Raw genomic sequence first — 13544 nt, forward strand, 5'->3', positions numbered from 1 at the left:
CAACCAAGAGCACCGGCAGCAAGGCAGCCCGCAAGACATCAATCGCCATGACGAGCGCAAAGGCCGCAGGCACCAAGCGCGCGACGGCCGCCGCGAAGCCGGCCCCGTCGAGGCGGCGTGGCAGTGCTGCCGAAAAGCTGTGGCTCAAAAGCTACCCGAAAGAGATACCTGCGGAGATAGAGCCCTTCCGGCACAGCTCGCTTGCCGATCTGCTGCTTGAATCCTGTCGCAACTTCGCAGACCGGCGCGCCTTCACCTCGATGGGCGTTTCCCTGACATTCGCGGAGCTCGAAAAAGCATCCCGCGACTTCGCCGCGTATCTTCAGTCGCTGGGGCTGAAGAAGGGCGCGCGCCTCGCCATCATGATGCCCAACGTGCTCCAGTACCCGGTTGTCATCATGGCGGCGCTACGCGCGGGCTACGTCATCGTCAACATCAACGCTCTCTATACGGCGCGAGAGCTCCAGCACCAGCTTGTCGATTCCGGCGCGGAGGCCATCGTGATCCTGGAGAATTTTGCCAGGACACTCCAGACCGTGATCAAGGAAACCCCCGTCAGGCATGTGGTCGTGGCAACCTTGGGCGACATGATGGGGCTTAAGGGCCATCTGGTGAATTTCGCCGTGCGCCGCATGAAGAAGCTGGTGCCGGCTTGGAGCCTGCCGGGCCACGTGCCGTTCCGGCAGGCGATCCGCCAGGGCGCGGCGGCGCGCTTCTCGCCTCCCGAGGTGACGCTCGATGACGTGGCTTTTCTGCAATATACCGGGGGCACCACGGGTGTGGCCAAAGGCGCGATTCTGCTTCACCGCAACGTTCTTGCCAATGTGATGCAGAACGAGCTCTGGCTGCAAACGGCCTATCTCAACCAGCCGCGGCCGCAGCGCCCGGTCTATATCTGTGCGCTGCCCCTCTGCCATATCTATGCGCTGACGGTGAACGCGCTGATGGGCATCAAACTCGGCGCTGAGAATGTGCTGATCGTCAATCCCAAGGACATTCCGGGCCTGGTAAAGGAGCTCGGCAAATACGATTTCAACGTCCTCCCCGGGGTCAATACCCTGTTCAACGCGCTGCTGAACAACGAGCAGTTCCGCAAGCTCTCTTTCAAAAGTCTCAATCTGACACTGGGCGGCGGCATGGCGGTGCAGCGCTCGGTGGCAGAACGCTGGAAGGAGGTTACGGGGCGTACGATTTGCGAGGGCTACGGCCTTTCGGAAACCTCGCCGGTGGCGGCAGCCAACCGCTTCGACATTACGGAGTTCACCGGGACGATAGGGCTGCCGCTGCCTTCGACCGAGATCGCCATCCGCGACGAAAACGGCCGTGATCTCAAGCCCGGCAAGGTGGGCGAGATCTGCATCCGCGGCCCGCAAGTTATGGCAGGTTACTGGAACAAGCCGGAGGAAACCAAAGAGGCATTCACGCCGGACGGTTTCCTGAAGTCGGGCGACATGGGCGTCATGGACGAAAGCGGCTACATCCGCATCGTCGACCGCAAGAAGGACATGATCTTGGTTTCCGGCTTCAACGTCTATCCGAACGAGATCGAGGAGGTGGTGGCCGAGCACCCCGGCGTTCTCGAAGTGGCCGCCATTGGCGTGCCTGACGAGCATTCAGGCGAGGTCCCCAAGATCTTCGTGGTGAAGAAGGACCCTTCGCTTGCCGAGCAGGACCTCCTGAATTTCTGCCGGGAGCGGCTGACCGGGTACAAGCGGCCCCGGCATGTCGAATTCCGCAGCGAACTGCCGAAGTCCAATGTCGGAAAGATCGTCCGGCGCGAGCTGAGATAGCGTGCGTGCTCTCCGGCCTCCGGGGCGCTTCCGCCTCGGGCGGGTTTTTGCAGCTCCTGCACGGAGATCATTCGGCCGCTAGCAAGAGTTAACTGCTTGTTTACCACGTTTGGCGAAACTCCACCCATCGGAATGCCATCCGGCTTTCCGGCGGGGGAAAGAATCGCGCGGTCCCGAAAATTTCGCGTGCATTCCAGGGGCGGCGGCCAGTAGCCGCTTCAGAAGCGGGCAAGTCGATGAACACCAAGCGGTCGTATCTGGAGAACCTGAACGCGGGGCGGCAGCGCAGGTCCGGCAACGCCCTTGAAGAGATCAACCGTACGCTCGACCAGCTTCAGCATCGACTGGAGCGCGCGCTGGAAGGGCGGGAGCGCGGTTCCTCAGTCGAAGACGATATTGCCCAGCGCATGGAGCGCCTTTCAGACCGCGCCGGAATGCGCGGATACTCGCATCGGGCAGCAAGCGGCGAGACCGGATGGTCTAGACGGAGGGCCGAGACGCCTCCACTCCGCGGATACGGACCGGACAGAACGGCCGTAGACCCAGAAGGCATGCACGGGGCTGTGAACGCGGGAATCCGCCAGGAATTCGCCGCCCTGCGCGAGGAGATGAACAGGCTCACCGCCGCCGTTCCGCACTCGCCTGCGGCCGACGGTCTGAAGCAGGAGCTGGACCGCCTTTCCGATGCCGTTTCGCGGCTGGCAGAGCGCAGCGACGACAGGAGTATCAAGCTGCTGCGTCTGGAACTGGAACAGCTCAAGCTCTCCCTGGCAAAGCTCGCGCGAGAGGAGACGGTGCGCGCGCTTGATCGGCGCTGGGACGCTCTGGAGGACCGGCTTTCGCGGCCCGACCCGATGGTGGAACGGCTGGCCGCGCGCCTGGAGGAGATCAGCGCCGCCGTCGATAACCTGCCCCAGTCGCTTTCGCTCCGCTCTCTGGAGGAGCGGATTCGCGCCTTGGCCGGGTCGATCGACCAGCTCGCCGGACAGCAGAGCAGGCCCGATCTCTACGCGATGGTGGAGGAACGGCTGGACGAGATTTCGCGCGCCATTACCGCATCCGCGGCAATGGCGCATTCACCCAGCTTCGATATTTCGGCGCTGGAGCGGATCGAGGCGCGCATCAGTTCCCTCTCCAGCCAGATAGACGAGGTGGTGCAGGACCGCCCCGGCGGCCTGATCGTGGAACGCCTCAATGCGCTCTCGGAGCGGGTGGACGAGATCGCCCGGCGCATCGAAATTCCCGAGCAGGTGGTGGAGCGGTTTGCCGCGCACATCGCGCGCATTTCCGAACGGCTCGACACCGTTCCGGCGGCACCGGATACAGACCATCTCTTCCGCGGTCTTGAAGACCGATTCGCCCATCTGGCAGAACTTGTGGAGCGGCGTCAGGAGGACGCCATCCAGGAGGGGCGCAGCCTCTTCCACGATCTGGAGCGGCGGCTGGAGGAAATCGCCGGGCGTTTCGACTCGCCAGACGGCGCAAGCGCCTTGCGCGCGCTGGAGGCCCGACTTGAGGACATTACCGGCCGGCTCGACGATGCGGCTTCCGCCAGCCCTGTCGTCGATCCGGAGCTGTTTAGAAATCTCGAAATCCAGCTTGCCAACCTCTCCGCCCAGCTCGCACAGCCCGAGCGCGAACCGGCCGGGTTGCACGATCTCGGCCCTAGGCTCGACAGCATCGAGCGCTCGATCAGCGAAAGCCACAACGCGATCCTTGAAGCGGCCCGGCAGGCGGCTGCCGAGGCGGCGGAGCGGTTCGCTGCGGCAGCCTCAAATGCGGGCGATGACGGGCTGCTGAGAGAGGAGATCGAAAAGCTCCACGCCCTTACACGCAAGGCCGACGAGCGCAACACTAAGACCTTCGAAGCCATCCACGACACGTTGCTCAAGATCGTTGACCGTCTTGGCGCGCTGGAAGCCGGTATCGAGGAAACACCCGGCAAGATCAGTCTCGATCACACGCCGCCCCTTGAGACCGAGATTACTGGGTTCGGCGGCGACGCGCAGGAATCGCGGCGGCGGCGGACGCCGGCGGAGGCTGCTGCTGCGGCGGCGGAAGCCGCTCTGAAGGACGAAATCCCGGATAATGAGCCGGCCGGGCGGTCCATGCTGAGCCAGTTCTCACGCGCTTTTTCCGGCCGGCGGCGCGAGGAAGTCGAGCTGGGTGAGCGCGAGGAGCCCATGCTTTCGGCAGATGAAGAGACCGAACCGGCAATCGAGCCCGGACGTCTTAACGAGCCGCTGGAACCCGGCTCGGGAGCGCCCGACCTCAACGCCATCATGCGCCGGGTGCGCGACACGCAGGAGGCACACAGCCGGGAAGAGGAGGCGGCGAGGGCGGATTTCATCGCCGCCGCACGCCGCGCCGCGCAGGCTGCGGCGGCGGAAGCGAGCGCCCTGCGGGACCGCCGCGAAAATCCTGCGGGCAAGCCCCGCAAATCGGGGCGGGGCGGGCTGCTTGGCCGGAACAGGAAAAAGCTTCTCGCGACGGTTGCCGCAGGCATTGTGATCATCGGCAGCCTGCTATTCGCGCGGACGCTGCTTCAGGACCCGGAGCCCGCGCTTGTGGCGGAACCGGTTCAGTCCGGCGCTCCCGTCGATGGGGAAAATATCGCAGCTGAACCCATGGCGGGCGCCGAACCCGCGGCAGGCGAAGTTGCCGCAGAGGCGCCCGCGGCGGAGGCCGGTTCTCCGGCGAGGATCGCCGGCAGCCAAGCCCAGGAGGATCCAGGTGCCGACACCACCGCCGAGGCGGAGGCTCCTGTGGAAATCCTGCCGGATGCGGACGAAAACGCCCAAACTGCCGAGGCGCTGCCGCCCTCTGAGATAACGACGTCGGCTCTTTCCGCCGATGCTCTGCCGGACGCAGATATTGATGACCCCGCCGGTCCGGCCACGCTTCAGATACCGGAGATTCCTGCGGAAATAGAGCCGGACGCCCTGCGCGAAGCGGCGGCTGAAGGCGATCCGGAAGCGCTCTTTGAAATCGGACGCCGCTATGCGGAAGGGCGCGGCGTGGAACCGGATCTGGCTAAGGCCGCCCGATGGTACGAACTCGCCGCCGAGCAGGGGCTTGCGCCAGCGCAGTACCGCATCGGCAATTTCTACGAAAAAGGCACGGGCGTCGAGCGGGACATCGCCAAGGCCAAGATGTGGTATCAGCTTGCCGCGGAGCAGGGGAACGCCAGCGCTATGCACAATCTTGGCGTGCTCTATGCCATGGGCGCGGACGGAACCGCCGACCATGAAACCGCCGCGCGCTGGTTCCGCCGGGCGGCGGAGCTTGGGGTCGCCGACAGCCAGTTCAACCTAGGCATTCTCTCGGCCAAGGGCGCGGGCGTGCCGCGCGACCTCGGCGAAGCCTATATGTGGTTCGACATCGTCGCCAGAACCGGCGATGCGGACGCGGCTGCAAAACGCGACGAGATCGCAGCGGCCATGGCGCCGACCGAGCTCGTCAAGGCGCAGGACCGGGCGAGGGCGTGGGAGGCGCGCCAGCCGGTGCCCGAGGCCAATATGGTCGACATTCCGGCCGAGTGGACGAGCGATGCCTCGATTACCACCGGCAGCGTGGACATGCGCAAGGCGATCACCAACGTCCAGCTTATCCTGAACAAGAACGGGTTTGATGCGGGACCGGCCGATGGGGTGTTGGGCGATAGAACCCGGGCGGCGATTCGTGCGTTCCAGAAGGCCAACGGCCTGCCGGAGACAGGCGAAATCGATGATGCGCTCGTGCGCGCGCTTCTCAAGAAGAACGAAAGCACCGGGTAGTAGCGCCGTTTACCCTGTCGAGCGGCATTTCCCGCGCATTTTCAAAGTTTTCCGCTCGGCGCGTTTGACTTCGCCGCATTGTCGGCGCAAAGAACGGAACCATCGGTTGAGGCGTGCGACGTTCCCCGTACGCCGGTGCACAAATTAAGCTGGTGTCGGCGGGTGGGTATCTATCTTCCCATCGCGGAAATATCCGTCAACATGGTGGTCCTGCTCGCCATGGGGGGAGCGGTCGGCTTTCTGTCGGGCATGTTCGGCGTCGGCGGCGGCTTTCTCATCACGCCGCTGCTCATCTTTTACAACGTGCCGCCCGCGATCGCGGTCGCAACGGGCGCCAACCAGGTCATAGCCTCTTCCTTTTCCGGCGCTCTAGCCCACTTCCGGCGCGGATCGCTGGACGTGAAGCTCGGTCTTATGCTTCTGGCTGGCGGCGTCGTCGGCTCCTCCGCCGGCATCTACGTCTTTGCCTTTCTGCGCCGGCTAGGCCAGCTCGATCTCATCGTTTCGCTGCTCTACGTGGTGTTCCTGGGCGCGGTTGGCGGCCTGATGCTGGTGGAAAGCGTACGTGCCATCCGGCGGGCGCGCAGCGGCCAGCCCGCCACGGCGCGCCCCGGCCAGCACAACTGGATCCACCGCCTGCCGCTGAAGATGCGATTCCGCACCTCGAAGCTGTTCGTCAGCGTCATTCCCGTGCTGGGGATTGGCGCCATGATCGGCTTTCTGGCCTCCATCATGGGCGTGGGCGGCGGCTTCATCATGGTGCCCGCGCTCATCTATCTGCTCAGGGTGCCAACCAATGTGGTGGTCGGCACCTCGCTGTTTCAGATCATCTTCGTCGCGGCCTTCACCACGATCGTGCATTCCACCGCCAATCAGACCGTCGATGTGGTGCTTGCTTTCCTCCTGATGGTCGGCGGCGTGGCCGGCGCCCAATATGGCGCACGCGTCGGCCAGAAATTGCGCGGCGAGCAGTTGCGCGCGCTTCTGGCGCTTCTCGTATTGGCTGTCGCGCTCAGGCTTGCCTATGACCTTTTCGTGCGGCCGGCGAGCGTCTACTCGCTCGTCATAGGAGGCGTCTGACTATGCGCCAGGCTCGCGTCGCGCCCCTTCTCCTGCTTGCGATGCTCTCCTTCACGGAGCGGGCGACCGCACAGCTTACGGATTCCACGCCGGAAAGCATCGAGATCGGCCTTTCGACCGACACCATTTACATTACCTCCGACTTCGCCGGCGCGAATCTCACGATCTTCGGCGCGCTCGACAATGCCGATCCGCTGATCAGCCGCCAGGGCGGCTATGACGTGATCGTTGTTCTGGAGGGGCCTCGGCGCACCGTTGTTGTGCGCAAGAAGACGCGGGTTCTGGGAATGTGGATCAACACGGATTCGATGGCGTTCCAGGATGTCCCCGCCTCCTACTCGGTCGCCATGACCCGGCCACCGCAGGACATTACCCACTCGGAAAGCTACGAAAGGCTGGCGCTCAGGGCGCAGAACATTCACCTGCGGCCGATGGATACGGACGGAAATCCCGCGTCCATCGAGGAGTTCACGGCAGCCCTGCGCGAACGCATGCAGTCCAGCGAGCTTTATTCGGAACTGGTGGGTGGCGTGCAGTTTTTATCGCGCAGCCTGTTCCGCGCCACGCTGCATCTGGCGCCGAACGTGCCGGTTGGAACCCACCGGGCTCGCGCCTTCCTCTTCCGCAACGGCATCTTCGTGAAGGAGACGTCGGCAGCGCTCAACATCCGCAAGGCGGGCGTCGAGCAGCGCATCTACGAATTCGCGCATCAGGAGAGCCTGATCTACGGCGTGCTATCGGTGCTCCTGGCAATGCTGACGGGCTGGCTCGGCCGCCTTGTCTTCCGCAGGGACTGACGCACGCTGCATGGTGCATGCCACACCCTCGTCATCCCGGAAGCCGCGAAGCGGCTATCCGGGACCCAGCAGCGCCATCGCCTCGCTGGGTCCCGGCTCTCGCTTCGCCGGGATGACGTAGGAGGCAGCTGCCTTACGCCGGCCGCAGCATGCCGCCCGCAATGGGATAGACGCGGTCTCTGCCCAGCATGTAGGCCGTGAGGTGCTCCCGGCGGAAGAGGCCGGAAAAGGCACGGTCGAGCACGTTGAGATTGCCAGTCAGGCTGCCGAAAGCGGGCATTACGAGCCGCGCCCCGTCGCAGGCGAAGCAGGCGCGGCGCACGGAACGCCCCCGGCGCACGATGCGCGCGCCGGGGTGAAGGTGCCCGGCAATCTCCCCTTCCCCGCCGGGCTCCGGTTTGTGACGGAAAACGAGATTGCCCAGTGCCAGCTCGCTCACCCAGTCGCCCGGCAGCCCCTCTGGCGGCGCGGGGTCGTGATTGCCTGCCACCCAGAACCAGGACCGCCCGTCCATGAGGGCCAGAAGATGCCTGCGGAACGCATCGGGCAGACGCGCCGCGCCCCCGCCGTCATGAAAACTGTCGCCCAGGCTTATGACGGCATCGGGCCGAAGGCGGGCGATGACCTTGTGCAGGCGTTTCAACGTGGCGGCCGTATCGTAAGGCGGCAGGAACGCACCGCGCCGCGCGTAGGAAGAACCCTTCTCCAGATGGAGGTCGGAGACGACCAGCAGGCGGTCTGCGGGAAGAAAGAGCGCGCCGGAGGGATCGCACAGCGCGCGCTCCCCAGCGATTACCACTTCCGCCGCCTCCGCAAAGGCGGCCATGCCGTTCATCACGTTCATGTGCGCGCAAGGGCCTCCTCGATCAGGGCGTCCGCCGCCTCGCCCAGCAGCGCCTCATGCGCGCTGCCTGCTACCGGTTCCCGGCCGATCTCCAACATCACCGGGACGGCGAGCGGTGAAACCCGCTCCAGGTCCTTATGCACGATTCGGCCCCGGATGCGCGACAGCATCTCGCCAAGCCGGGCAATATCGAGCAGGCCAACTGCAGCATCCTGCCATGTGGCCTGAAGCAGGATGTGATCAGGCTCATGCTCGCGCAGCACGTCATAGATCAGATCGGCTGAGACGGTAACCTGCCGCCCGGTCTTCTCCCTGCCGGGATGGCGCCGCTCCACGAGGCCCGAGATGATCGCGCAGTTGCGGAAGGTGCGCTTTAGCATCCAGGAATCCGCGAGCCAGCTCTCCAGATCGTCTCCCAGCATGTCCTCGTCGAACAGCCGGTCGAGCGAAAGCGCGTCGGCGCGGATCATGCCGCCCATGTCGCCAAGGCTCCAGACCGCCAGCGAATAGTCGGTGGCGACAAAGCCGAGTGGGCGCGCCCCGGCCCGCTCCAGCCGGCGCGTGAGCAGCATGCCGAGCGTCTGGTGCGCAAGCCTGCCCTCGAAGGGATAGGCCACCATGTAGAAGCGGCTGCCGTGCGGGAAGGTCTCGACCAGAAGATCGTCCCTGCGCGGCAGCAGAGACCGCTCCTCCTGTATGCGCAGCCAGTCGGATACCTGCTCCGGCAGCGCGCTCCAGCGCGACCGGTCGGCAAGCATGGACCGCACCTCGCCTGCCAGATAGGTGGAAAGCGGAAACTTGCCGCCAGCGTAGGCGGGCACCATCGCGTCCTCTCCAGCGGCGGAGGTCACATACGCCTCGTTCTCCCGGATGCCTTCGAAACGCAGCGTGCGCCCGGAAAAGAAGAAGGTGTCGCCCGGCGTGAGAGTCTCGAGGAAATATTCCTCCACCTGCCCCAGAACCATGCCGCCACGCGCCATCCCGTTCGGGCCGCGGTGGCGGATAAGCCGCACATTTAGCAGCGGCTCCTCCACGATGGTACCGACGTTGAGCCGGTATTGCTGCGCGACGCTGGGATGGGAGATGCGCCAGCGGCCGTCCTTCATGCGGCGGATGCGGGCATAGCGCTCGTAGGTCCTCAGCGCATAGCCGCCGGTGGCAACGAACTCGACCACGCGGGAGAACGTGGCCCGGTCGAGCCAGGCATAGGGTGATGCGCTGCGCACCTCGTTAAAGAACTCGTCCTCGTCGAAGGGACCTGCGCAGGCGCGGCCCAGAACATGCTGCGCCAGCACGTCGAGCGTTCCATTCCCCAGGGGAGGGGTATCCTGCGCGCCTAGATAGTTCGCCTCAAGCGCCGCCCGGCACTCCATCACCTCGAAGCGGTTCGCGGGCACAAGGATGGCGCGGCTCGGTTCGTCCATCCGGTGGTTGGAGCGGCCGATGCGCTGGGCGAGGCGGCTCGCCCCCTTCGGCGCGCCGACATGGATGACGAGATCGACATCGCCCCAGTCGATGCCGAGATCGAGCGTGGAGGTGGCGACGATGGCGCGCAGGCTGTTCGTCTCCATCGCCTTCTCCACCTTGCGCCGCTGTGCCACATTGAGCGAGCCGTGATGGAGGGCGATCGGCAGATTGTCGTCGTTGATGTGCCAGAGCGCGCGGAAGAGCATCTCGGCCTGGCTGCGTGTGTTCACGAAGAGCAGCGTGGTCTTGTGCTTCTTGATCGCCTCGTAGATGGCGGGCATGGCGTAGAGCGCCGAATGCCCCGCCCATGGCACATGCTCCTCCGTCTCGAGTATCGTGATCTCCGGTTTGGCCCCGCCGCTCACGGTCACGATGTCTGCCATCGCGCCGGGCGGGTTCTGGTCCACGAGCCAGCGTCTCAGCCCGTCCGGATCCGCCACGGTGGCGGAAAGGCCGATGCTGACCGGATTGCCCGAGAGGCGGCGCAGCCGCGCCAGGCCCAGCGAAAGCAGATGCCCGCGCTTGGACGTGACAAGGGAATGCAGCTCATCGAGCACCACATATTTGAGGTCTGCAAAGAACCTCTCCGCCCCGGGGGCAGCGATGAGAAGCGCAAGCTGCTCCGGCGTGGTGAGCAGGATGTCGGGAGGAACGAGCCGTTGCCGCTGGCGCTTGTGGGCGGGCGTGTCGCCCGTGCGCGTCTCGATGCGGATATCAAGCCCGATCTCCTCGACGGGTTTGGACAGGTTCCGCTCAATGTCCACCGCCAGCGCCTTGAGCGGCGAGATGTAGAGCGTGTGGATGCCGCGCGACGCCTGTCCCAGCACGTGCTTCGGCCGTGCTGCTAGGTTCGTCAATGAGGGCAGGAAGCCTGCCAGCGTCTTGCCTGCGCCTGTGGGCGCGATGAGAAGCACCGAGCGCCCCTCGCTGGTGCGCCGCAGCAGTTCAAGCTGATGGGGGCGCGGCGACCATCCGCGCGCGGCGAACCATTCCTGGAACGCGGCAGGCAAGAGGGCGGCGCGGTCGCCAGTCATGACATCCAGCTCAGTCAAGGTGGCTAGAACTAATCCAGAACGGCGAGAGCGCCAAGCTGCCTTTCGCCTGCGCGAAAAACACCTATCTTGGTCTCATGAATGCGCGCCAGTTGCTCCGCTCCCGCCCAGAAGGGCTTTATTGCCCGTCGGGAGACTTCTTTATCGACCCGGTACGACCCGTGGAACGGGCCTTGATCACCCACGGGCACTCCGACCATGCGCGCGCCGGGCACGGTGCGGTGATGGCCACGCGGGAAACGCTGGACATCATGGGTCTGCGCTACGGCACAGGCTTCGCGGGCAGGATGCAAGAAGCGCGCCTAGGCGAAACGGTTACCGTCAACGGAGTGCGCGTCACTTTCCATCCCGCCGGGCATGTGCTGGGCTCGGCGCAGATCTCAGTCGAGGCGAACGGCCTGCGCATCGTGGCATCCGGCGACTACAAGCGCAGCCGCGACCCGACCTGCGCTGCCTTTGAGCCGATCACCTGCGACGTGTTCATCACCGAGGCGACCTTTGGACTGCCCGTCTTCACCCATCCGGACCCGGCGCACGAGATCAGTCAGCTCCTGACTTCGCTCAAACAGTTCCCGGAACGCACACACATCGTCGGCGCCTACTCCCTGGGCAAGGCCCAGCGGGTGATCGCGCTGCTGCGCGAGGCGGGCTATGGCGAGACCATCTATATCCACGGCGCGCTGGCCAGGCTCTGCGCCTATTACGAGGAAACCGGCGTGCCGCTGGGCCCCCTGCAGCCCGCCACCGTGGAGGGGAAGGCCGACGCACCGCCCGCCGGTGCCATTGTGGTGGCGCCGCCTTCTGCTATGGACGACCGCTGGTCACGCCGCTTTGCCGACCCGCTTTCCTGCTTCGCCTCCGGCTGGATGCGCATCCGCCAGCGGGTGCGCCAGCGCGGCGTGGAGCTGCCGCTCATCATCTCCGACCACGCGGACTGGGACGAGCTCACCGCCAGCATCCGCGACACCGGCGCTTCTGAGGTCTGGGTCACGCATGGCCGCGAGGAGGCACTCGTGCGCTGGTGCGAGCTCAACGGCATCTCCGCAAGGCCCCTGCATCTGGCCGGGTACGAGGACGAGGCTGAATAGTGGAGCGCTTTGCTGAACTGCTCGACCGGCTGGTGCTGACGCCTTCGCGCAACGGCAAGCTGCGGCTCATCATCGATTATTTCTCCACCGTGCCGGACCCGGATCGCGGCTATGGCCTTGCGGGGCTGACGGGTGGCCTCGATTTCCCGGCGATCAAGCCCGCCATGTTGCGCACGCTGGTGATGGAGCGCGTGGACCCGGTCCTGTTTGACTATTCCTACGATTATGTGGGCGATCTTGCGGAAACCGTCTCGCTTATCTGGCCCTCGCGGGGCGGCGGCACCGCAGCTCCAACGCTTTCCGAAGTGGTCCGGCGGCTTGCGCAGGCCAGCCGCTCGGACGCGCCGGCCGTGATGGGGGGCCTGCTCGACGATCTGTCGCCCTCAGGCCGCTTTGCCGCAATCAAGCTGGCGACGGGCGGGCTTCGCGTCGGCGTTTCGGCGCGGCTCACCAAACAGGCGCTGGCCGCCTTCGGCGAAGTGGACGTGCATGAGATCGAGGAATTGTGGCACGGGCTTGCACCGCCTTATGAGCCGTTCTTCGCGTGGCTCGAAAAGCGTGGGCCCCGGCCGCAGAACGCAGCCCTGGCGCCCTTCCGCCCGGTCATGCTGGCTCATGCCGTCGCTGAGGCCGACTTTTCGACGATCCGCTCGGAAGACTATGCGGCCGAATGGAAATGGGACGGCATTCGCGTGCAGGCCGTCAACCAAGGTGGGGTGCGGCGGCTCTACTCGCGCACCGGCGACGACATTTCCGGCGCATTCCCCGACCTTCTGGAGGCGATGGATTTCGAGGGTGCGCTCGACGGAGAGCTCCTGGTGGGAGACCCCCAGCAGCGCACCGGCACATTCTCCGATCTTCAGCAGCGGCTCAACCGCAAGACCGTCTCCCGCACGATGTTGAGGGACTATCCGGTCTTCATGCGCTGCTACGATGCGCTTACGCTCGATAAGCGCGATATACGGGCCTTGCCCTATGTCGAGCGTCGTGAATTGCTCGAGGCTTTCGTTAGCAGGCTCTCGCCCGAGCGTTTCGATCTTTCGCCCAATATCGCCTTTGCTACATTGGAGGAGCTCGACGAAAAGCGCTGCAACCCGCTGCACCCGGTGATCGAAGGGGTGATGCTGAAGCGCAAGGACTCGCCCTATCTTCCCGGCCGCCCGAAGGGCCCCTGGTTCAAGTGGAAACGCGATCCTTACACGGTCGATGCGGTACTGATGTATGCCCAGCGCGGGCACGGCAAGCGGTCGAGCTTCTATTCCGACTATACCTTTGGCGTCTGGTCGGGCCCTCCGGAGGATCCCGTGCTGGTGCCCGTCGGCAAGGCCTATTTCGGCTTCACTGACGAGGAGTTGAGGCAGCTCGATAAATATGTGCGGGAGAACACCATCGAGCGTTTTGGCCCAGTGCGCGCCGTACGCGCCGACCGCAACCACGGGCTCGTGCTGGAAGTCGCCTTCGAGGGGCTTCAGCGCTCCACCCGTCACAAATCGGGCGTCGCCATGCGCTTCCCGCGCATTTCACGTTTGCGCTGGGACAAGCCTGCGCATGAAGCCGATCGGCTGGAAACCCTGGAGGCGATGCTGCCCCCGTCGTGATTGCGGCCGATGAGGAGTGATTCGCCGGGTGCACAGCAGGCTCCGCGCCTAG

General features: G+C 65.0%; 8 protein-coding genes. 6 read left to right on the forward strand and 2 right to left on the reverse strand.

Annotation, left to right across the window (positions count from 1 at the left end):
• The first annotated feature begins 47 nt into the window (after positions 1-47).
• From NYR54_RS03315 to NYR54_RS03330, 4 genes are all read left to right on the forward strand, one after another.
• Positions 48-1790, forward strand: coding sequence for a long-chain-fatty-acid--CoA ligase (locus NYR54_RS03315; protein ID WP_261514032.1), 1743 nt, complete (start codon positions 48-50; stop codon positions 1788-1790).
• A gap of 236 nt (positions 1791-2026) precedes the next feature.
• Entirely contained in the window at positions 2027-5566 is a 3540-nt protein-coding gene (locus NYR54_RS03320; protein WP_261514033.1) for a peptidoglycan-binding protein, read from the forward strand.
• Positions 5567-5728: 162 nt separating this feature from the next.
• Positions 5729-6646 (forward strand): sulfite exporter TauE/SafE family protein, encoded by a 918-nt coding sequence (locus tag NYR54_RS03325; protein ID WP_261514034.1) that lies wholly within the window; start codon positions 5729-5731, stop codon positions 6644-6646.
• A gap of 2 nt (positions 6647-6648) precedes the next feature.
• Entirely contained in the window at positions 6649-7443 is a 795-nt protein-coding gene (locus NYR54_RS03330; RefSeq protein WP_261514035.1) for a TIGR02186 family protein, read from the forward strand.
• A gap of 133 nt (positions 7444-7576) precedes the next feature.
• Here the strand turns inward: NYR54_RS03330 and pdeM are convergent, their stop codons facing one another.
• Positions 7577-8287, reverse strand: coding sequence for a ligase-associated DNA damage response endonuclease PdeM (gene pdeM / locus NYR54_RS03335; RefSeq protein ID WP_423738554.1), 711 nt, complete (start codon positions 8285-8287; stop codon positions 7577-7579).
• A complete protein-coding gene (locus NYR54_RS03340) occupies positions 8284-10788 on the reverse strand; it encodes a ligase-associated DNA damage response DEXH box helicase (RefSeq protein WP_261514042.1) in 2505 nt (834 codons plus the stop codon). Before NYR54_RS03340 ends, pdeM begins: the two co-directional genes overlap by 4 nt.
• A gap of 95 nt (positions 10789-10883) precedes the next feature.
• Between NYR54_RS03340 and NYR54_RS03345 the strand changes: the two genes are divergently transcribed.
• The gene (locus tag NYR54_RS03345; RefSeq protein WP_261514044.1) at positions 10884-11894 is read left to right on the forward strand and encodes a ligase-associated DNA damage response exonuclease; all 1011 of its coding nucleotides are present in this window, start codon (positions 10884-10886) and stop codon (positions 11892-11894) included.
• Complete coding sequence (locus NYR54_RS03350) at positions 11894-13492, forward strand: cisplatin damage response ATP-dependent DNA ligase (protein WP_261514045.1); 1599 nt, start codon at positions 11894-11896, stop codon at positions 13490-13492. The genes NYR54_RS03345 and NYR54_RS03350 overlap by 1 nt, the downstream gene beginning before the upstream one ends.
• Positions 13493-13544 lie beyond the last annotated feature (52 nt).

The organism is Chelativorans petroleitrophicus (assembly GCF_025398195.1).
Taxonomy (GTDB): domain Bacteria; phylum Pseudomonadota; class Alphaproteobacteria; order Rhizobiales; family Rhizobiaceae; genus Chelativorans; species Chelativorans petroleitrophicus.

Bases quoted from the DNA above. Each gene is read 5' to 3' on its own strand.
- NYR54_RS03315 (WP_261514032.1), top strand. From the start codon at position 48: ATGACGAGCGCAAAGGCCGCAGGCACCAAGCGCGCGACGGCCGCCGCG.
- NYR54_RS03320 (WP_261514033.1), top strand. From the start codon at position 2,027: ATGAACACCAAGCGGTCGTATCTGGAGAACCTGAACGCGGGGCGGCAG.
- NYR54_RS03330 (WP_261514035.1), top strand. From the start codon at position 6,649: ATGCGCCAGGCTCGCGTCGCGCCCCTTCTCCTGCTTGCGATGCTCTCC.
- pdeM (WP_423738554.1), bottom strand. From the start codon at position 8,287: ATGAACGTGATGAACGGCATGGCCGCCTTTGCGGAGGCGGCGGAAGTG.
- NYR54_RS03340 (WP_261514042.1), bottom strand. From the start codon at position 10,788: ATGACTGGCGACCGCGCCGCCCTCTTGCCTGCCGCGTTCCAGGAATGG.
- NYR54_RS03345 (WP_261514044.1), top strand. From the start codon at position 10,884: ATGAATGCGCGCCAGTTGCTCCGCTCCCGCCCAGAAGGGCTTTATTGC.